The following is a 21,131-nucleotide window of genomic DNA, read 5'->3' on the forward strand; positions in this document are numbered from 1 at the left end:
TTACTTTAATCTTTATTTTTACAAAATTGCCCTATGATTACGTCACTGTCAATTAAAAATTATGCTCTTATTGAAAAATTAGCAATAGATTTTTCTAAAGGTTTTTCTATAATTACAGGTGAGACAGGTGCGGGTAAATCAATTATTTTAGGTGCAATTGGTCTTGTTTTAGGTAAGAGAGCAGACCTTACTTCTTTGAAAAATAAAGAAGAAAAATGTGTAATTGAAGCACATTTTGAAATTTCCAAATACAATTTAAAAGATTTTTTCGAAGCTAATGATCTCGATTATGAAGACGAAACAATCATTAGACGTGAAATTTTGCCTTCTGGAAAATCTCGTGCTTTTATAAATGATAGTCCCGTAAATCTTCAAGAACTGCAAGATTTGAGTTTGTATTTAATTGATATTCATTCGCGACGACAAACACAAGAATTATCAGATGAAAATGTGCAATTTAAGATTATTGATGCCATTGCAAATAACGTAGACGTTATTGCAGATTATCAAAAACTGCTTAAATCGTATAAATCAGATAAATCAAAATGGAACGCTTTACTTAAAAAGCAAAGTGATTCTGGAAAAGAACAAGAATACCATACGTTTTTGTTGAATGAATTGGTTGCAAGCACAATTAAAATCTGGGGAACAGGAAGAGTTAGAAAGTGATTATGAAAAACTAAACAACGTTGAAATAATCAAAGAATCTCTTGATAAGTCATTAGTACTTGCGAATGAAGAGCAATTTGGTGTTTTTCATAATTTGAATGAAATTAAAACCGCATTGCAAAAAGTGGCTCCGTTTTCAGCTGAATATCAAAATTTATTTGAAAGAATCACAAGTCTGTCAATTGAATTTGATGATATTTCAAAAGAAATAGAAAATTCTTCAGAGAAACTATTAAATGATCCGGCACAGTTAGAATTGGTAAATCAAAAATTACAATTGATTTACAATCTGCAGAAAAAACATCAGGTAGATTCTGTTGATGGTCTGCTTCAAATTCAGGCCGATTTAGGAAATAGTCTATTAGAACTCGATAATATGGATGAAGAAATAGCTTCTTTGTTTAAAATTATAGAGGAAAAAACTATTGAACTTGATAAATATGCTGTTCAGATTCATGAAAATAGAGTAAATGCTATTCCGAAATTGTCGGAACAACTAATTTCGATTTTAGAGACTTTAGGAATGCCAAATGTTCGTTTTAAAATGGAATTACTGCCATCAGCAACTTATTTTCAAAATGGTAAAGACGAATTGCAATTTTTGTTTTCTGCCAACAAAGGAACCGATTTTGGTTTGTTGAAAAAAGTGGCTTCGGGTGGAGAAATGTCTCGTATTATGCTTGCTGTAAAAGCAATTTTGGCTAAATATTCAAAATTACCAACCCTTATTTTTGACGAAATTGACACTGGAGTTTCTGGAGAAATTGCAATTAGAATGGGAGAAATTATGAAAGAAATGAGTGTTGCTATGCAGATATTTGCCATTACGCACTTACCGCAGATTGCGGCAAAAGGAGATTCTCATTTTAAAGTTTCAAAATCTACGGTTGGAGACGATACGCAGTCTGAGTTAAAACTTTTGTCACAGGAAGATCGTATTTTAGAAATTGCCCAAATGTTATCTGGAGCAAATATTTCTGATTCGGCTCTGAATCACGCAAAACAATTACTGAATTAAAACAGAGAAATGGAAAGTTTAAGTTTTTACGAAAATCAATTTATAAAAGCAGATGCATTAATTTCTGAAGGAAATTCAGCAGATGGAAAAGAGCTGTTAGAAGAAATTTTATCTCAATATCCTGATTTTGGAAAAGCCCACAATCATTTAGGATGGATATATTATAATAAATTGAGTGATTATGATCATTACAAATTGGCAATGAAGTTTGATCCTAAATATGCGACGCCATATTTAAATTATACTTATTTATTGATTGATATTGGCCGATACAACGAAGCAAAAGAACATATTAATTTTACTTTGGCTAATTTAGAAAATGCCGATAATTCTACTTATAACAGTGAATTAGGAAGAATGGCTGAATATGAAAGTGAATATATTACAGCTTATCATTATTATAAAGCGGCGACTAAAAATGCTTTGAACCCAAATTTTATTGACAATATGAATGCCAATATGAAAAGGGTTAAGGATAAAATGTCTATTTTTGAAAAATTAAAATTGAAATTGAAATAATACAAAAAAAATAATTGCAAGATGATTATAGAACCTAGAATGAGAGGATTTATTTGTTTGACTGCCCACCCAAAGGGAGCTGAGCAAAATGTTAAAAATCAAATCGAATATGTAAAATCTAAAGGAGAAATTGCTGGACCTAAAAAAGTCTTAGTAATTGGTGCTTCAACAGGTTTCGGATTAGCTTCAAGAATTACTAGTGCTTTTGGTTCTGGTGCGGCAACAATTGGAGTGTTCTTTGAAAAACCACCGGTTGAAGGAAAAACAGCTTCTCCAGGATGGTATAATTCTGCAAGCATTTGAAAAAGAAGCTCATAAAGTAGGTTTGTATGCAAAAAGTATTAATGGAGATGCGTTTTCTAACGAAATAAAAAGAGAAACTCTTGATCTAATCAAAGCTGATTTAGGGCAAGTTGATCTTATTATTTATAGTTTAGCTTCACCAGTACGTACAAATCCAAATACAGGTGTTACGCATCGTTCAGTTTTAAAGCCAATTGGACAAACTTTTACAAACAAAACAGTTGATTTTCATACAGGAAAAGTTTCTGAAGTTTCTATTGCTCCAGCTAACGAAGAAGATATTGAGAATACAGTTGCTGTTATGGGTGGTGAAGACTGGACAATGTGGATTGATGCTTTAAAAAATGAAAATTTATTAGCAGAAGGAGCTACAACTGTTGCTTATTCTTACATCGGGCCATCTTTAACAGAGGCAGTTTACCGTAAAGGAACTATTGGTCAGCGCAAAAGATCATTTAGAAGCTACAGCGTTTACTATAGCAGATTCTTTAAAATCTATTGGAGGAAAAGCTTATGTTTCTGTAAATAAAGCTTTAGTAACGCAAGCTAGTTCTGCAATTCCAGTAATTCCATTATATATTTCTCTTTTATATAAAATTATGAAAGAAGAAGGAATCCACGAAGGTTGTATCGAGCAGATTCAACGTTTATTCCAAGACAGATTATACAATGGTTCTGAAGTTCCAGTAGACGAAAAAGGAAGAATTAGAATTGACGACTGGGAAATGCGTGATGATGTTCAGGCTAAAGTAGCAAAACTTTGGTTAGAAGCAACTACAGAGACATTACCAGAACTTGGTGATCTTGCAGGTTATAGAAATGATTTCTTAAATTTATTCGGATTCGAATTTGCAGGTGTTGATTATACTGCAGAAGCAAACGAAGTTGTTGAAATCGAAAGTATCAAATAACAATATTTACTTACTAGTAAACAAAAAACCATCAATCGAAAGTTGATGGTTTTTTTGTTAATATACCATATCTTTGTTAAAATTTTGAACTTAAAAAATATACCCTTTAATAACGCGCATTCTGCTATGATTTTTTCCTTAATTATACCCGTGTATAATCGTCCAGACGAAGTTGATGAACTTTTAGAAAGTCTCTCAAAATCTGATTATAATGAAGCTTTTGAAATTGTTCTTGTCGAAGATGGATCTTCAATTCCTTGCCGAGATGTTGTGATGAATTATCAGGGGAAATTAAATATATCCTATTATTTTAAAGAAAATTCGGGACCTGGAGATTCCAGAAATTTTGGAATGCAAAAGGCGAGAGGGGATTATTTTATCATTTTTGATTCAGATTGTATTATCCCTTCTAATTATTTGACAGAAGTTCGTAAAGAATTGAACAGAGAATATGTAGATTGTTTTGGAGGTCCAGATAAAGCTTTAGATAGTTTCTCTGATATTCAGAAAGCAATTAATTTTGCAATGACTTCGTTTCTTACAACAGGAGGAATTCGTGGTGGTTCTGAAAAGATAAATAAATTCCAGCCAAGAAGTTTCAATATGGGAATTTCGAAGAAAGCTTTTGAAGCTTCAAAAGGTTTTGGAAACATTCATCCGGGCGAAGATCCCGATTTATCTATCCGTTTATGGAATTTAGGATTCCAAACCAGACTGTTTTCTGAGGCTTATGTGTATCATAAACGTCGAATTGACTGGGAAAAATTCTCTATTCAAGTGAAAAAATTTGGTATCGCAAGACCAATTTTAAATAGCTGGTATCCAGAACATAATAAGCTTACTTTCTTCTTTCCAACGGTCTTTATACTGGGTTTATTATTAGCTTTTTTATTGTTAATTTTTAATATTGATATTTTATTACAATTATATTTCGTATATTTCGTTATAATTTTTCTTACAGCAAGTATTCAAAATAAAAGTATTAAAATTGGATATCTTTCTGTAATTGCAGTCTGGAAACAATTCTTTGGTTACGGAACAGGATTTTTAAAATCTTTTATAAAAGTAATTTTATTAAAAAAGAAACCTCAAGAAGCTTTTCCTCGTATGTTTTTTAAAGTATAAGAATGACAAAAGTTATTGGTCTTACAGGCGGAATTGGGAGTGGTAAAACAACTATCGCAAACTATTTTGCAGAATTGGGAATTCCTGTTTATATAGCAGATGATGGAGCCAAGAGAGTAATGCAGTCAGCTTTTATAATTAATGAAATAAAAACTGCATTTGGCCAAGACATTTTCGATGGAGAAATTTTAAATCGGGCAAAATTAGCTGAGATAGTTTTTAATGATAAAGAACGATTAGCAAAGTTAAATGCAATTGTGCATCCAGCGGTAAAACATGATTTTGAATTGTGGATTCAGGAGTATAAAAAATTTGATTATGTTATCTATGAAGTCGCTATTTTATTTGAAAGCGAGCGTTATAAAGAATGTGACATAATTATAACAATTACGGCTCCGGAAGAAATAAGAATTAAGCGAGTTATTGAGAGAGATAAGACGACAAGAGAGCAAGTTTTAAGCAGGATGAAAATGCAGTGGGATGACGAAAAACGAATTTCTATGAGTAATTTCGTGATTAATAACGATAATCTTAAAGTTGCTAAAGAAGAAGTTGTTAAAATTCTTAAAATTTTGAATATAAAACAAAATCAGTCTTAAATGTTAATATTTGGTTAATGTATTATTTAGTATATTGTTAAAATATTAATTTTGTTTCGATGAATAAATTATTTTTTAGAATACTTGTTTTATTGATGAGTTTGTCCTTAATCGGGATAATTCTGGTACAGGTATTTTGGTTCAATTCTTCGTTCAAGAATAATGAAGAACAATTTAAATACCACGTTACTCAAGTTATTGGAAATGTTGCAGACAAACTGGAACAACAAGAAGAGTACAGTTTCTACGACAAATACAACCGTATAAAAGATAGTACGGGTAAAATTCCAAAAAAAGAAGATTTACTGGAAGTACTTTATGTACAAAGAAACACTAAAACGAATAAAACAATCGTTTATTCTAGTACATTGACATCGGAAGATTATGATATCAGCGACTCTATTTTTAATAAAAAATTCAGTAATGAGCGTTTTAAAAATTTCAGTTCAAAAAGAGTAACAGAGGTTTACAATAACGACAACGGTATTGATAATAATAATTTAGGTCAAAGTATAATTCCTGATCAGAGATTTGAAAAATCGGGAAGTTTAGATATTTTAAATAAAGTTCAACAGCAGATCCAATATAAAGATATTGCCTCCTTAACTCCAATTGAAGGAAGAATAACAAGAGACAAGCTTTATAAGTTATTAAAAAAAGAGCTGGGAGAATACGAGGTTAAAACTAAGTTTGAATTCGCTATATACAGTAACGGAATTCCAACGAAGATTAAATCTGATGGATTTCATTCTTTAGATAAAGAGGCAACTTACAGTATTCCAGTTTTTACAGATAATGAAGGAAATAGTAAATATGAATTATCAGTTACTTTTCCTCATAAAAAAGAAATTCCTTTTATCTGAATTATTAAGTATTACTATTTTATCGATAGTTTTTACATTAATTATTATCGTTGCTTATACGAGTGCATTAAATCAGTTACTGCGTCAAAAACATATTTCTGAGATCAAGACAGATTTTATTAATAATATGACACACGAGTTTAAAACTCCAATTGCAACCATAAATTTAGCATTAGATGCTATCAAGAATCCGAGAATTATTGAAGATAAAGAAAAAGTGTTTCGTTACCTTCAAATGATTCGGGATGAGAATAAAAGAATGCATGCACAGGTTGAAAACGTTCTTCGTATTTCTAAATTAGAAAAAAGAGAACTCGACATCACCAAAGAACCAACTGCAATTCATGATATTATTGATGATGCAATTGAACATGTAAATCTAATTTTAGAAGATAGAAAAGGTACTGTTGTAAAGCACTTTAATGCTTCGCAAGAACAACGAGTTTAATAAACGAAGTGCACTTTACCAATGTTTTGGTTAATATTTTGGAAAATGCCATTAAATATTCACCAGATGTTCCAGAAATCGAAATCTTTACAGAAAATGTAAAAGATATGATTTTGATAAAAATAAGAGATCACGGTCTAGGAATGAGTAAGATAGCTCAAAAGCGAGTTTTTGAGAAATTCTATAGAGAGCATACAGGAGATCTGCACAATGTAAAAGGCCACGGTTTAGGTTTGGCTTATGTAAAAAGAATTGTAGAAGACCATAACGGTCAAGTATATGTTGAAAGCGAAAAAGGAAAAGGTAGCACCTTTATAATAAAAATACCATTAATAAATTAAAATATGGAAAATAATAACAAAAGAATACTTTTAGTAGAAGATGACCTAAATTTTGGGGCAGTTCTTAAAGATTATCTAATGTTAAATGACTTTGAAGTTACTTTAGCTAAAAACGGTATGGAAGGTTTCGAGAAATTCAAGAAAGATGTATATGATTTATGTATTCTTGACGTAATGATGCCATATAAAGATGGTTATACCTTAGCAAAAGAAATTAGAGAAAAGAACAGTGAAGTGCCAATTATATTTTTAACAGCAAAATCTATGAAAGAAGATGTGCTGAAAGGTTATAAAGCTGGTGCTGATGATTATCTAAATAAACCTTTTGATTCAGAGGTTCTTTTAATGAAAATTAAAGCAATCATTCAAAGAAAATCTGCTGATACAAAAGCGGAACAAGTACAATTTGAATTTAATATTGGTAAATTCCATTTAAATTCAAAACTTAGATTCTTGACTTTCCAAGATGAAGAGCCGATAAAATTATCTCCAAAAGAAAATGAATTGCTTAAAATGCTTATTCTTCATGAAAATGACTTAATGCCAAGAGAATTAGCCTTAACAAAAATCTGGAGAGATGACAACTATTTTACTTCAAGAAGTATGGACGTTTACATCGCAAAACTTAGAAAATATCTAAAAGCAGATGAAGATGTTGAAATCTTAAACATCCACGGAGAAGGATTCCGTTTGGTTGTGAAAAGTAAAGTAACTGAATAACAAATTCACACTAAAAAAATATAAGCCCTGAGAAATCAGGGCTTTTTTTATGTTTCTGTTTTAACTTATGAGACCTTTTTTATCTTTGTCAAAGTTTTGAACTTTGACAAAGATTCCGCATAAATAGCTTCTTATTTTTTTACTTATAATTACGGTAAAATTGGAGTTTGGATTTTTAAATTTTGAATTTAATCTTAATTTAGAGCTATTTCCTGCTATCCGCTTGTATCTTTTTCTTGCTAAAGAAGCAAGAAAAAGGATACCGCTTCTATCAGGGCTAAGGTTTTGGTATTTAATAAGATAACATGATTTTTAGAAGCTCTAAATAATCTTAATTATTTTTTTAGATGAATTTTCTTTAAAATAAATTTGGAAAATCAAAAAACAATTCTGAATATTTGCACTCGAAAAAAATAATAACCCTTTAAAAACGAAGAGAATGTTTGTACTTACATCGACATCACAAAGCTTCACACCAAACGGATTTGGTGCGGCGCTTCTTCGTGGCTTATTTCAATCCTAGAAATACATTTTTAGATATATAAAAAAGCCCGAAGACATTTAGTTTCGGGCTTTTTTTATTCTAGACACTTCAAATTTTCCCGAAAGAACATTTAACATTATCCGAAAGGATAAAAATTTTGCATGCTTAATTCATTTTGAACTTTTGTTTCAATTTGATTGGAGCTTGCACAACCAACAATTAAACGATTTATGGGAAATAAATTATCTGGAAAAGACCTGATTAAATTAGGCTTTCCAAAAAATAATTCAATAAACATCGCCTTAGGGCAGATAAACAGATATAGAAAAAGAGAAAAAAAGGAATCTATTCTAACAGAGGCAAAAGATGTTCTCTTAAATCCTGAAAAGTATGAAGGAAATGGTACTTGGGGAAAAGTTGCTGAAGGCTTGATAAAACCTGTTCAGGTAAGAATGCATCAGTTGAAAACAACGAGAGCTCCTTTTACAATTTTTGGAGAAAATGAAATTGATCAGCAGGCAAAATTTCAATTGTATGATTCGTTGAAACTGCCAATTTCGGTAGCTGGAGCTTTAATGCCAGATGCGCATTCAGGTTATGGATTGCCAATTGGGGGCGTATTAGCGACTGATAATGCTGTAATTCCATATGGAGTTGGTGTTGATATTGGATGCCGAATGAGTCTTTCAATTTTTGATTTACCAGCGGCGCATTTCAAAGGAAAAGAACATCAATTGCAAGCAATTTTAAAAGACAATACCAAATTTGGAATGAATGAAGTTCATGCTTCACGAGTAGATCATGAAGTGTTTTATAAAAGTGAATTTCAAGATATTCCATTGTTGAAGAATCTTTTACCAAAAGCCTATAAACAATTGGGAAGTTCAGGCGGAGGAAACCATTTCGTAGAATTTGGAATCGCTAAAATTGATAATCCAGAGAATGAATGGAAGTTAGGAGCAGGAGAATATTTTGCTGTGCTTTCGCATAGCGGTTCGCGCGGTTTAGGTGCTAATATTGCGAAACATTACACGTATTTGGCGACAAAACAATGTCCGTTACCAAAAAATGTGCGGCATTTGGCTTGGTTGGATTTAAATACGCATGACGGGCAGGAATACTGGCTTGCTATGAATTTAGCTGGTGAATATGCAAAAGCATGTCATGATGATATTCACAGACGTATTGCTAAAGCGATTGGAAAAAGGGTAGTGGTAACCATTGAAAACCATCACAATTTTGCTTGGAAAGAAACGGTAAACGGTCAGGAATGCATTGTGCATAGAAAAGGAGCAACTCCTGTTGCTGAAGGGCAGTTTGGAATTATTCCAGGATCGATGACGGCGCCTGGTTACATTGTGAAAGGAAAAGGAAATACTGAAAGTTTAAATTCTGCTTCGCATGGTGCGGGACGTTTATTTTCGAGAGCAAAGTGTAAAAGTACTTTCACACAAAGCGAAATCAAAAAAGTTTTGAAAGCGAATGATGTAACCTTAATTGGCGGAAATATTGATGAAGCGCCAATGGCATACAAAGACATTACAAAAGTGATGTCAAACCAAACTGATTTGGTCGAAGTTCTAGGAACTTTTACACCAAAGATTGTTAGAATGGACCGTTAAAAATTAAGATGATGAAAAGATTTCAAGATGAAAATAAATGGTTGGGAAGTTTTTCAAATGAGATTTTCGTTAGATGTCCTAAATGTGATTCTAAGGCAAGTGTAAAAAGTAGTAAAATAGATAGAGATTGTAAATGTGGCAGGTGTTACGACTATTCAAATATTTTTGAATGTAAACATTGTTACTATAAACTAGAACAGCCTATTTATCAATACATAGCTTATGGGAATACGTATTGCAATAATTGTTATGAAAAATATGAATTTGAATCACAATCATTAAAGGAAAAACCAGGAAAGCATAAGACGAGATGTCCACATTGTAATTTTCAGGAAGATTGGAAACCAAAAATTAAAGAGATTTTAAAAAGTTCTAAAATTGGCGATGGTTTAGTACGAGAACAACATTATAATTTACCTCTTTGGTTTCAAAAAGAAATAGATAGAAAGGTCTTTTGGGCTTATAATCAGGAGCATATTATTTATATGGAAAGATATATTGGAGCAAGTTTGCGAGAAAGAAACTCTAAAATAAACTATTCAGCAAGTTTAGCGACTCGTTTGCCAAAATTTGTCAAAGAAGCAAAGAACAGGGAAAAGCTTCTTAAAATATTAGAAAAATGGAAAAAATAATTCAAATAACAGCGGGTCGCGGACCTGCAGAATGCACTTGGGTAGTTGCCCAAGTGCTTAAAAAAGTTTTAGAAGAGGCGCAGGAACAGCAATTAGAAACTGTTTTATTGCAGCGCGAAGCGGGTCAGGAAAACGGAACTGTTGAAACGGCATCGATTGCTGTAAAAGGTAAAAATGCAGATCAGTTTGTGAATTCATGGATTGGAACCGTTCAATGGATTGGACAAAGTCAGTTTAGGAAAATGCATAAGCGTAAGAATTGGTTCATTGGAATTTTTGAGATCGAACCGCAGAAAAATACATCAGTTTCAGAAAATGATATTCAGTATCAGGCGATGCGAAGTTCTGGCGCTGGTGGTCAGCACGTAAATAAAGTAAGTTCAGCTATTCGGGCTACGCATATTCCAACTGGAATTGCAGTCGTTTCTATGGACAGCCGTTCGCGACATCAAAATAAAAAACTGGCAACAGAAAGATTATTAAAAAAATTAGAAGACGAAACTTTGCGGCAACTTAAGAATCACGTTGGGAAACAATGGGAAAATCAGCTAAATATTCAGCGTGGAAATCCTATTAGAGTTTTTACTGGAAGTGATTTCAAAAAAGATAAAGTAACGAAAAGTTATAAAGGAACTCGTCAAAAATTAAAACAAGATTTACGAAATGAAAACAATTGATAAATACGTTTTTCAGGCATTGGATAATTATCCGTATTGGCTTGAAGGAACAATAGAATCTTTAGATTATGCTTTATCGTATGATCCAAAAAATACAATGGTTTTGTGCTTGTATGGAAGAATTCAGACAGAACAATTAATGAATTATGAAGAAGCAAAATTATACTTTCAAGAAGCTTTATCGATTAATATTTATGCGTTTGAAGTATATCCTTATTATTTGCAAACTTTAATTTTGAATGAAGATTATGAGGAAGCACAAAAATTAATCGATTTTGCTCTAAAAATAAAGGGAATAAACAAATCCGATATTTATGTCAAGAAAGCGATTCTGTTAGAAGCACGTCAAGAATTTAAAAAAGCATTGACAGAAATTAAAAATGCTAAACTCACAAGTTTGCAATTTGCTTTTGATTCTGATATTACGGAAGTAGAAAAAAGAATTCAAAGTAAAATTGATTTGCTAAAGAAAAAGAAGAAAAAGAAAACTAAGAAAGATTCTAAGAAGAAATCAAAATGATTTTTAATAAAAAACGATGCAATTTGCATCGTTTTTTATTTTAGTATGAGTTCTTGCAAGGTTTTCAAAACCTTGTAGGTGTTACACTTCCATACTTTTTATTTAAATTATAATCTAGTACGATAATAACATACCTACAAGGTTTTGAAAACCTTGCAGGAACCAAAGTAGTTTATTTCCAGTGCGGCTCCAAAGCAAAGCAGGTTTTTTCGCCTTTTGTTATGCTGAATGTTGCTGTTGTGTGATCGTCGTCTTCACTTTCGTGAATAACAACATTATCTTTTAGCGAAAGTTCTTTCATGAAATTCATTTCGAAGCTTTTCACTTCTTGTTTCATAATTCTTTTTGGGTCAACGTGATCAAGGCACCATTCTAGATATTTTACGTTATTTACGTGATTTACAATGTCTAAATCTGATAAATAAACTGTTTTTTCAAATACGGCTTCTTTTTCGTGGTTGATATTTATTTTTTGAGAAACCTTCTGCGGTTGCTCTATTTTCTGGGAATAATTCAAAATGTTCGTATGGCAAAGCTAATGGTTCTGGACGACGTGCCTGCGTATTGAAAACAGCCCAATAGGTTTCGCGACCTACTATTTTCTTGCCGTTTACATACATTTCAAGAGCACGAACTGAACGTGAATTTTCTAAACTGTTGATCCATGTTTTTACGGTTACAACATCCTGCCATTTTGGTAAAGCATGAACTTCAACCCGCATTCGGCTTAAAACCCAAGCTTGGTGAAATTCCTGCATATCATAAAAGCTAATTCCTCCAACTTCAGAATGTGCGGCGGCGGTCAATTGTAAAATGTTACATAAATCGGTATATTTTAAGAAACCCGCTGGCGTGCATTGTGTGAAATTGATTTCCCAGTCTTTGCTTAAAACTGATGTGAAATTTGGAGATATTGGCATTTTATTATTTTAGATTTTAGATTGTTGATTTTAGATTTTTCTTTTAGAGAATAGAAAAAAAGGAAAGAAAAAAGACTTTTACTTTAGAAGATTTTCTATGTAATTTATAATTTCTTTTCTATCTGTAGCATAATCAAACCATTTGGTGTTTTCGTTTCTTTTGAACCACGTTAATTGTCTTTTGGAGAATCTTCGGGTATTTTTTTGATTTCTTCAATTGCAAAAGGCAAGGTGAAATCTTCGTCAAAATAACTAAATAATTCTCTATAACCGACGGTTTGAAGCGCATTTAACGCTTTATTAGGATAAAGGGCTTTTGCTTCTTCGAGTAAACCTTCGTTCATCATTATGTCAACTCGCTGATTGATTCGGTTGTAAATAATTTCTCTTTCGGCATCTAAACCAATTAAAATTGGATTAAAATTTCGGTTGTTTTTTTTCTGATTTAGAAAGGAGGAATAAGGTTTTTGTGTTCCGATACAGACTTCTACAAAACGCATCATTCTTTGCGGGTTCTGTAATGTCTGTGGATTTTCTAGAGTTATTTTTTGATAATATTCTGGATCTAGAGTTTTTAATTGTTCTTGAAGATATTCAATTCCAAGTTTTTCGTAATTTGAATTTACTTCTGAACGAACTTGCGGATCAATTTCTGGAAACTCATCAAAACCTTTTAAAATGGCGTCAACATATAAGCCTGAACCGCCTATTAAAATTACAAAATCATTGATTTGAAATAGTTCTTCAATTTTGGATAAAGCTTCTTTTTCGTAATCGCCAACGGTATAATTTTCAAAGATTGATTTATTTTGAATGAAATGATGTTTGGCAGAACTTAATTCTTCTTGATTAGGAACTGCGGTTCCAATTGTCATTTCTTTGAAAAACTGACGGCTGTCGCAAGAAACGATTTCGCATTTAAAATGTTGTGCCAAAGCAATACTCAAGGCTGTTTTGCCTATGGCTGTTGGTCCGACAATGGTTATTAGGTATTTCATATTTTTTAGCCCAGATGGAAATGGAAACCCCGGACTTATATTTGTTCGTTTTTTTGGTGTAAAAGAGCGACCAGCGGAAGCTCCTTTTATGCCTTAAAAAAACAACAAAGATAAGGAGGAGTTGCAATGTACAGCTGGATTAGCTTCTAAAATTAATTATTTGGTAATTCTGTTCCACATTCATAGCAATATTTGGCGCTGTCAAAATGGACTTGCGAATTGCAATTTTTACATGTTTTTTTGGTGCTTACTGCGCTGTTTCTCAAACTGCTTTTGGCGAATTCTGCGGTTACAATTCCCGTTGGAACAGCTATAATTCCGTAACCCAGAATCATTACTAATGCCGCAATAAATTGTCCTAAAGGGGTTTGCGGTGAAATATCTCCGTAACCAACTGTTGTAAGTGTTACGATCGTCCAATAGATTGCCATCGGGATGCTTGTAAAACCAGATTCCTTGCCTTCAACCAAGTACATTATGGATCCGATGATTATGGTGCTGATTAGAACGAAATAGATGAAAACCAGAATTTTTTCTTTGCTGGCTTCGATGGCTTCTTTTAGCTGTACGGATTGATGTGAGATCTGCGGGATGTGCAATATTTTGAATAATCTAAAGAAACGTAAGGCTCTGACAATTGATAAAATACTTGCGCCTGGAAAAAACAGGGATAAATACATGGGTAATACGGCGAGAAGATCGATGATTCCGTAAAAACTGAAGACGTATTTAACTGGTTTTTGAATGGATATGATTCGTAAAATATATTCGATTGTAAAGAATACTGTTATAACCCATTCGCAAATAAGCAGTTGTTCGTGGTATTTTGAGCTTATGCCTTTAACAGTATCGAGCATTATTAATAGAACGCTCAATAAAATCAAACCTAAAAGAACTAAATCGAACATTCGTCCTAAAATGGTGTTGGTGCCATAAAGGATGATCTTGATTTTTTCTCTAAAGATTTCGTACTGTGATTTTCTCTTTTTCATATCTACGAAGATAATGAAAGTTTTGTTTTGTTAAAAATGAAGAATTTTAAGAGATTTGCTCTTGCGGATGTAGTTTTGAATAATGTTTTTTACATCGCGGTTGTGCTTCGCATTGGAATTAGAATGTTATTTAAAATTTCAATGTTAGTAATCTGATAATTAAGATCGTAATAGGCGTAACCTTTGTAATTTCCATTTTCGATTAAGATGGCGCTTCGCTCGTTTACATTTCGGCCTCTGTCAATCAAAATCATGTTTTTGTTTTCGAAACTATTTTCAGAAATAAATTGCTGTACTCTTAAATTATAAACTTCAGGAGTAATTTCGCCAACGCACGCGCCGTCGCATTCTTTAATTTTATATTGAAAACACTCTTTTTTGGTTTGATATAATCCTGTCAGTTTTTGACATAAATGATATTTTGCCGTGAATTTAAAAAGTGCATTTTTACCTTCCTGTAAAGAAACAAATGAGGTGATTTCTTTTTTGCGTCCGTCTGCTTTTTCTAGTTTTAGATTGATATAGCCGTTTGCGTCTTTTTCGGCGTACAATGCAAAAGGGAAAAAAGATTTTTTCTGCGAACGATTGTGAATAGGACGATTTACTTTTACTTCCTGGCTTTCTTTTAAAAGCGCAATTAATTCACTTCCAGTTTCGTCGTATGTTATAGTAAAAACTTCAGCTTGAATTCTTTTACTTTTAGTTGTAATTCCAGTAAAATGCTGGTTGATTCTCTTTTTTATATTTTGGCTCTTGCCAATGTATATTAATTTACCGCTTTCGTTATAAATATAATAAACGCCTGTTTTAGCTGGCATTAAGTTTAAAAGGTCTAGCAATTTTGGTGCGATTCCTTTTTCTACTTCCAATTTTATAAAATCTTTTACTATTGTTTTTTCGACATCTTTTTCCAAAAGCATTTTAAACAGCTTTGTGGTTGCCATTGCGTCTCCGCTGGCGCGATGTCTGTCGGCCATCGGAATTCCGAGTGCACGTACTAATTTACCTAAACTGTATGAGGGTTGTTCTGGAATTAGTTTTTTAGCTAATTCTACGGTACAAAGTGTTCTGGCTTCAAAATCATAGCCTAAACGTCTGAACTCTGTTCGTAAAATTCGGTAATCGAATGAAGCGTTATGAGCTACAATAACGCAGTCTGATGTTATTTCAATAATGCGTTTTGCCACTTCGTAAAACTTGGGAGCAGAGCGTAACATAGCATTATTGATTCCAGTCAGCTTTACAACGAAAGGCTGAATCGGAATTTCAGGATTAACAAGGCTTATGAATTGGTCGACTACTTCGTGTCCATCAAATTTATAGATGGCGATTTCGGTAATTCCTTCTTCATTAAACTGGCCTCCAGTAGTTTCTATGTCTAGTATTGCGTACAAATTAAGTGTTCAGTCTCAGTTTTTAGTATTCAGTTTTTTCGTAGAGACGCATTGTTGTGCGTCTTTACAGCGGTATTAACGTCCGCCAAAAATGTCGCTTCCAATGCGTATCATTGTGCTTCCGCATTCTATAGCTAATTGGTAATCTCCGGACATTCCCATTGATATGGTGCTCAGGTTGCAGTTTTCAGTTTTCAATTCTTTTATCGAATCAAAAATGGATTTTAAACGGGTAAATTCTTTTTTAATTTGGTTTTGATTTTCTGTGAAAGTTGCCATTCCCATTAAACCTAAGATACGAATATTTTTTAACTCTTTAAACTGCACAGAAGTTAAAAGTTCGTTTAATTCGTTCTCATCTAAACCAAATTTAGATTCTTCTTCGGCAATGTATATTTGAAGAAGACAATCTATTGTTCTATTGTGTTTTAAAGCTTGTTTATTGATTTCCTGTAATAATTTCAAACTATCAACGCCATGAATTAAACTCACATAAGGCGCCATAAATTTGACTTTATTCGACTGAACATGACCAATCATATGCCATTGAATATCTTTTGGCATTTCTTCCCATTTCTCTGTCATTTCTTGGATTTTGTTTTCTCCAAAAATGCGCTGGCCAGCTTCGTAGGCTTGCAATAAGTCTGAAACAGGTTTAGTTTTTGACACGGCAACTAATGTTACGTGTTCAGGTAAACTTTCTTTAATTGTATTTAAATTCGATTGAATCGACATGATATTTCTTTTTTATAAAAACTGCTTAGAGATTTTCTCTGCTTTTTTACTTTCGCTGTAATCGTAAAAACCTTCACCAGATTTCACGCCTAATTTTCCAGCTCTTACCATATTAACTAAAAGTGGGCAAGGAGCATATTTTGGATTTTTGAAACCTTCGTACATTACATTTAAAATAGCAAGACAAACGTCAAGACCAATAAAATCAGCTAATTGAAGAGGTCCCATTGGGTGTCCCATTCCTAATTTCATTACCGTATCGATTTCATAAACTCCTGCAACTTTATTGTATAACGTTTCGATTGCCTCGTTTAGCATTGGCATTAAAATTCTGTTAGCTACGAAACCTGGATAATCGTTTACTTCAACAGGAACTTTTCCTAATTTTTGAGATAAATCCATGATGATTTTCGTCACTTCATCGCTGGTATTGTAACCGCGAATGATTTCAACTAATTTCATAATCGGCACTGGATTCATAAAGTGCATTCCGATAACACGTTCTGGATGCGCAACAACAGAACCAATTTGTGTAATCGAAATTGAAGAAGTATTGGTTGCCAAAATGGTATTATGAGAACAAGCTTCGTTTAACTGTTTGAAAATGTTTAGTTTAAGCTCTATGTTTTCTGTAGCAGCTTCTACAACTAAATCAACACCAACAACACCATCTTTAATATCAGTATAGGTAATAATATTGGTAATAGTTTTGGCAACATCTTCCTGTGTAATAGTACCTTTTGCAAGCATACGGTCCAAATTGGTCGCAATAGTTGCCATTCCTTTATCTAATGATTTTTCTGAAACGTCGATTAGTTTTACGGTAAATCCGCTTTGTGCAAATGTATGAGCAATTCCGTTACCCATTGTTCCTGCACCAATCACAGCTATAGTTTTCATTTTATATATTGGTATTATATTTATGATTTAGCCACGAATTCACCAATTATTTCGTGAATTCGTGGCTAATTTATTTTTAAATTACGTCTTTTATTTATCGAAACAATCAATAATTTGATAAGCAACACGTAAGGCATCTGTGGCTTGTTCAAGTGTTACAACAGGAGTTGTATCGGTATTAATTGCGTTTGCAAACGATTCTAATTCGTCCAAAATAGCATTATTTTGCTCTACATCTGGATTCGTGAAATAGATTTGTTTTTTTATACCTTCGGCATTTTGGAGAATCATATCAAAATCTCCAGGAACTTCTGGCGCATCTTTCATACGAACTACTTCGCATTTCTTTTCTAAAAAGTCAACTGAAATGTAGGCATCTTTTTGAAAAAAACGAGATTTACGCATGTTTTTCATTGAGATTCTACTTGCCGTTAAGTTTGCTACCGCGACCATTTTCGAATTCAATTCGAGCATTGGCAATATCTGGAGTGTCGCTAATTACAGAAACGCCGCTGGCATGAATATCTTTTACTTTTGAATTGACAACACTCAAAATCGCATCAATATCATGAATCATTAAATCTAGAACCACAGGAACATCTGTCCCACGCGGATTAAATTCGGCCAAACGATGTGTTTCTATAAACATCGGGTTTTCGATCATGTTTTTTGTTGCAATAAAAGCAGGATTAAAACGCTCGACATGTCCAACCTGACCTTTTACATTGTATTCTTTTGCTAAAGCGATAATTTCTTCCGCCTCATCAACAGTGTTAGCAATTGGTTTTTCTATAAAGATATGTTTTCCTGATTTGATTGCTACTTTTGCACATTTGTAGTGCGAAAGTGTTGGAGTTACAATGTCAATCACGTCGACAGCGTGAATGAGTTTTGCAATTGTGCTGAAGTTTTTATAGCCAAATTCTTTTGAGATTCTTTCGGCATTTTCTTGATTTTCATCATAAAATCCAACTAATTCGTATTTGTCAGATTGTTGTAATAAGCGTAAATGTATTTTACCAAGATGACCAGCACCTAAAACTCCTACTTTTAACATGAGAATGTATTTTAAACAAAAATAGAATTTATTTGTTGAATGTAAAAATGAATTTAACTAATTGTGAGTTGTGAATTATGAATTGCAAATTATCAGCTAGAGCTTTTGACTTTCTGCTTTTGACTTCGATGTTATTAATTTATTATTTAAAAATCAATATTTGATTTCCTTTTTAGATTCTTTACTTTTGCGAAAATAAAACCTACCCATTTTGAAAGACACTGCCAAACATCAAGGACTTCGTAATCAATTAGTAAGCACTTTAGAACAAAAAGGAATTACTGATAGAGCGGTTTTAGAGGCGATAAAAAAAATCCCAAGACACCTTTTTTGAATTCAAGTTTTGAAGATTATGCTTATCAAGATAAGGCATTTCCTATAGGTGCGGGACAAACTATTTCGCGACCTTACACTGTTGCTTTTCAATCTCAGTTATTAGAAGTAAAAAAAGAGCACAAAATTCTGGAAATAGGAACGGGTTCAGGTTATCAAACTGCTGTTTTGTTTAACCTTGGTGCCAAAGTTTACACTGTTGAAAGACAAAAAGAATTATTTAAGCAGACTTCTATTTTGTTTCCAAAACTAAATATTCGTCCAAAGCATGTTTCTTTTGGAGACGGTTACAAAGGGTTACCAAATTATGCTCCGTTTGACAGTATTATTGTAACGGCTGGCGCGCCTTTTATTCCACAGCCATTAATGGCGCAATTGAAAATAGGAGGAAGGCTTGTGATTCCGCTCGGTGAAGACGTTCAGATAATGACTTTATTAATCCGAAAAAATGAAACTCAATTTGAAAAACATGAGTTTGGGGAATTTAGATTTGTTCCTTTGTTAGAAGATAAAAATTAATATAAAGCCCAATTTATTGGGCTTTTTTATTTAACTGTTAAACTTATAGCTCGCTGTAGATTTTGTTTTTCAATTCTAAGAATGTAATTAATAAAAATAGATTTATCATTCTTACTTTGACTTTCTTTCAAAATAGAAAAATATTCATTGATACTATTTTGATTTCCCTCAATTGAAGCATACAGATAATTGTTTTGAAGTAGAATCCAGTTTAAGATTAAATTCGCCATTTGAAGATTTCCATGATCAAAAGGATTAATTTCAAGTATTTTTAGATGTGCTTCAGTTGCCAGAATTATGGGATGAAGATTATTTTTATGTGTGTCATACCAATTAAAGAATAAATTCATTTCACGTATAACAAATGAATCATTTTTATATTTTCCTGAATTTTCAGATTCAATTCCCCTAAAAATTAGATTGTGAATTGTGAGAAATTCTTTTTCATTTAGATATACTTTCTTCTGACTTAAATCTTTGATGTAAGTTGTCGTTTCTTGAAAATTAATAGCTTCAAGATGATTTTGCATGCTTTTGCCTGTAATGGTTAATCCATCATTTATAACAGATTTAGTTTCTTCCAATGTCAAAGAATTTCCGTTTAGGCTGATACTTTTAAAAATAAATTCTAACTCTAATGTTTTTGAAATTTGACGTAATTCAAAATGATTAAAAGACTGAATTTTATTTTTTAAGATTTCAATTTCATCTAAAATAGTTTGAACAGAAGATATTATGATGGAGTTAATTTCTTTTTTATTGTTTTGAATTTCCTGTTCAGCCAGAAGCAGTGCTTTCAAAGCAAATTCTTCATCACCAATTTCATAAAGAATTTTTTCTTTAAGCCAGGCAATTATTAAGGTTTCATAATCAATTTCTAAAAGTTGAGCGAGTTTTGAAATTTGATCTTTGGTTGGTTTTCTTGTTCCAGATTCAAATTTACTAATCAATGCCTGATCAATAGAAGCTAGTTGCGCTAATTCGCGGGTCTTTAAGCCTTTTTGTTCTCTGGCATTTTTTAAAAGCGATTTCATTTATGAAGAATTTAGTCTTGACAAATTTAGTCAATTTTGTAATTACAAAAAAAGCAACATTTTGTTTGTTGCTTTTCTATTTGTTTATTTTGGTAAAGATCCGTCTTTTCTCATTTCCTTCACTACTGCCTGCATGATTGCATCAACTGTTTGGCCTAAATCTGTCACATACTGTGATTCTGTAGTTCCTGTCCAGATTAATTTATTTTCTTTTAATGAAAAAATATTGGTCTCAACCATATACGAAGTTGTTTCTTGATAATATCCTGGATCATAAAAGTTTGGAGAATACATTCCGTACCAATTTCCGAAACCGTATCCGTACATTCCTGTGTACATTCCGTCAAAACCTCCGTAATACATTCCAGTGTAAGTTCCAGGAACATAAGTTGTTTCCTTTTCCTTGCTTACTAATCGCATTGTAATTACGCCGTCAAAATTTTCATCTTGAAGAATTTTCAGCTTCTGCTCCTTTGTAAGGTCTTTGGTGCTTTCGTTTAAGTATTGATAGGAAGTTTTGAAAATTTCGTTACCAGCAAGCAATTCTATTTTCTGCAACTCTTCTTGAAGCTTCGTCTTTAACTAAAACGACAACTAAAACTTTTTTGAAATTTTCTTGAGAAACAGTGATTTTTGGATCTCTCCAGCTGTTTACAATAGAAGTGTTACTTGCACAGCTAGAAAATATAACTACAGCGGAAAACAACAATAAGTACTTTTTCATATTTTACAGTTAAATGTTTACAAGTAAAAATAACTATAAAATATTAATAAATAGGTGTTTAAGTAAAATTAAAA

At 32.4% G+C, this 21,131-nt stretch carries 14 protein-coding genes and 8 pseudogenes; 12 read left to right on the forward strand and 10 right to left on the reverse strand.

Features of this window, described 5'->3' with window-relative positions:
• Positions 1-33 precede the first annotated feature (33 nt).
• The 11 genes and pseudogenes from recN to ACZZ95_RS16085 all read left to right on the forward strand — a co-directional run bounded on the left by recN (position 34) and on the right by ACZZ95_RS16085 (position 11,451).
• A pseudogene (gene recN / locus ACZZ95_RS16035) lies at positions 34-1,687 on the forward strand (DNA repair protein RecN).
• Positions 1,688-1,696: 9 nt separating this feature from the next.
• On the forward strand, positions 1,697-2,206 hold the full coding sequence (locus tag ACZZ95_RS16040) for a hypothetical protein (RefSeq protein WP_463469786.1): 510 nt from the start codon (positions 1,697-1,699) through the stop codon (positions 2,204-2,206).
• Between the two features lie 21 nt (positions 2,207-2,227).
• A pseudogene (fabV, locus tag ACZZ95_RS16045) lies at positions 2,228-3,420 on the forward strand (enoyl-ACP reductase FabV).
• Positions 3,421-3,546: 126 nt separating this feature from the next.
• The gene (locus ACZZ95_RS16050) at positions 3,547-4,545 is read left to right on the forward strand and encodes a glycosyltransferase family 2 protein (protein ID WP_463469787.1); all 999 of its coding nucleotides are present in this window, start codon (positions 3,547-3,549) and stop codon (positions 4,543-4,545) included.
• 2 nt (positions 4,546-4,547) lie between these two features.
• A complete protein-coding gene (gene coaE / locus ACZZ95_RS16055; protein WP_463469788.1) occupies positions 4,548-5,144 on the forward strand; it encodes a dephospho-CoA kinase in 597 nt (198 codons plus the stop codon).
• Between the two features lie 59 nt (positions 5,145-5,203).
• Positions 5,204-6,796: pseudogene (locus ACZZ95_RS16060) on the forward strand (sensor histidine kinase).
• A 3-nt stretch (positions 6,797-6,799) separates the two neighbouring features.
• Positions 6,800-7,516: a response regulator transcription factor gene (locus tag ACZZ95_RS16065; RefSeq protein WP_017497133.1), complete on the forward strand. Its 717-nt coding sequence runs from the start codon at positions 6,800-6,802 to the stop codon at positions 7,514-7,516.
• A gap of 714 nt (positions 7,517-8,230) precedes the next feature.
• Entirely contained in the window at positions 8,231-9,622 is a 1,392-nt protein-coding gene (locus tag ACZZ95_RS16070) for an RtcB family protein (RefSeq protein WP_463469789.1), read from the forward strand.
• An 8-nt stretch (positions 9,623-9,630) separates the two neighbouring features.
• Complete coding sequence (locus ACZZ95_RS16075; RefSeq protein WP_463469790.1) at positions 9,631-10,254, forward strand: hypothetical protein; 624 nt, start codon at positions 9,631-9,633, stop codon at positions 10,252-10,254.
• Positions 10,242-10,931 carry a peptide chain release factor H gene (gene prfH, locus ACZZ95_RS16080; RefSeq protein ID WP_463469791.1) on the forward strand — a complete coding sequence of 230 codons (690 nt, stop codon included), beginning with the start codon at positions 10,242-10,244 and terminating at the stop codon, positions 10,929-10,931. Before ACZZ95_RS16075 ends, prfH begins: the two co-directional genes overlap by 13 nt.
• Positions 10,918-11,451 (forward strand): tetratricopeptide repeat protein, encoded by a 534-nt coding sequence (locus ACZZ95_RS16085; RefSeq protein ID WP_463469792.1) that lies wholly within the window; start codon positions 10,918-10,920, stop codon positions 11,449-11,451. Before prfH ends, ACZZ95_RS16085 begins: the two co-directional genes overlap by 14 nt.
• 172 nt (positions 11,452-11,623) lie before the next feature.
• On the opposite strand, the pseudogene ACZZ95_RS16090 reads toward ACZZ95_RS16085, so the two are convergent.
• The 7 genes and pseudogenes from ACZZ95_RS16090 to ACZZ95_RS16120 all read right to left on the reverse strand — a co-directional run bounded on the left by ACZZ95_RS16090 (position 11,624) and on the right by ACZZ95_RS16120 (position 18,447).
• Positions 11,624-12,371: pseudogene (locus ACZZ95_RS16090) on the reverse strand (acyl-[acyl-carrier-protein] thioesterase).
• A 78-nt stretch (positions 12,372-12,449) separates the two neighbouring features.
• Positions 12,450-13,369 (reverse strand): annotated as a pseudogene (miaA, locus tag ACZZ95_RS16095) (tRNA (adenosine(37)-N6)-dimethylallyltransferase MiaA).
• A 152-nt stretch (positions 13,370-13,521) separates the two neighbouring features.
• Positions 13,522-14,361: an ion transporter gene (locus tag ACZZ95_RS16100; RefSeq protein ID WP_095951598.1), complete on the reverse strand. Its 840-nt coding sequence runs from the start codon at positions 14,359-14,361 to the stop codon at positions 13,522-13,524.
• A gap of 30 nt (positions 14,362-14,391) precedes the next feature.
• Positions 14,392-15,755: pseudogene (locus ACZZ95_RS16105) on the reverse strand (exonuclease domain-containing protein).
• A 75-nt stretch (positions 15,756-15,830) separates the two neighbouring features.
• Positions 15,831-16,490, reverse strand: a complete 660-nt coding sequence (locus tag ACZZ95_RS16110) for a YggS family pyridoxal phosphate-dependent enzyme (RefSeq protein WP_463469793.1) — start codon at positions 16,488-16,490, stop codon at positions 15,831-15,833.
• A 12-nt stretch (positions 16,491-16,502) separates the two neighbouring features.
• Positions 16,503-17,390, reverse strand: coding sequence for a 3-hydroxyacyl-CoA dehydrogenase family protein (locus tag ACZZ95_RS16115; protein ID WP_463469794.1), 888 nt, complete (start codon positions 17,388-17,390; stop codon positions 16,503-16,505).
• A 90-nt stretch (positions 17,391-17,480) separates the two neighbouring features.
• A pseudogene (locus ACZZ95_RS16120) lies at positions 17,481-18,447 on the reverse strand (Gfo/Idh/MocA family protein).
• 211 nt (positions 18,448-18,658) lie between these two features.
• Here ACZZ95_RS16120 and ACZZ95_RS16125 point away from each other — a divergent pair.
• A pseudogene (locus tag ACZZ95_RS16125) lies at positions 18,659-19,299 on the forward strand (protein-L-isoaspartate(D-aspartate) O-methyltransferase).
• Positions 19,300-19,325: 26 nt separating this feature from the next.
• Here ACZZ95_RS16125 and ACZZ95_RS16130 read toward each other — a convergent pair.
• From ACZZ95_RS16130 to ACZZ95_RS16140, 3 genes are all read right to left on the reverse strand, one after another.
• The gene (locus ACZZ95_RS16130; protein WP_463469795.1) at positions 19,326-20,333 is read right to left on the reverse strand and encodes a helix-turn-helix domain-containing protein; all 1,008 of its coding nucleotides are present in this window, start codon (positions 20,331-20,333) and stop codon (positions 19,326-19,328) included.
• A gap of 84 nt (positions 20,334-20,417) precedes the next feature.
• The gene (locus tag ACZZ95_RS16135; RefSeq protein WP_463469796.1) at positions 20,418-20,876 is read right to left on the reverse strand and encodes a hypothetical protein; all 459 of its coding nucleotides are present in this window, start codon (positions 20,874-20,876) and stop codon (positions 20,418-20,420) included.
• Complete coding sequence (locus ACZZ95_RS16140; protein WP_463469797.1) at positions 20,863-21,057, reverse strand: hypothetical protein; 195 nt, start codon at positions 21,055-21,057, stop codon at positions 20,863-20,865. The genes ACZZ95_RS16135 and ACZZ95_RS16140 overlap by 14 nt, the downstream gene beginning before the upstream one ends.
• Positions 21,058-21,131 lie beyond the last annotated feature (74 nt).

This window comes from Flavobacterium sp. AC267 (genome assembly GCF_979258715.1).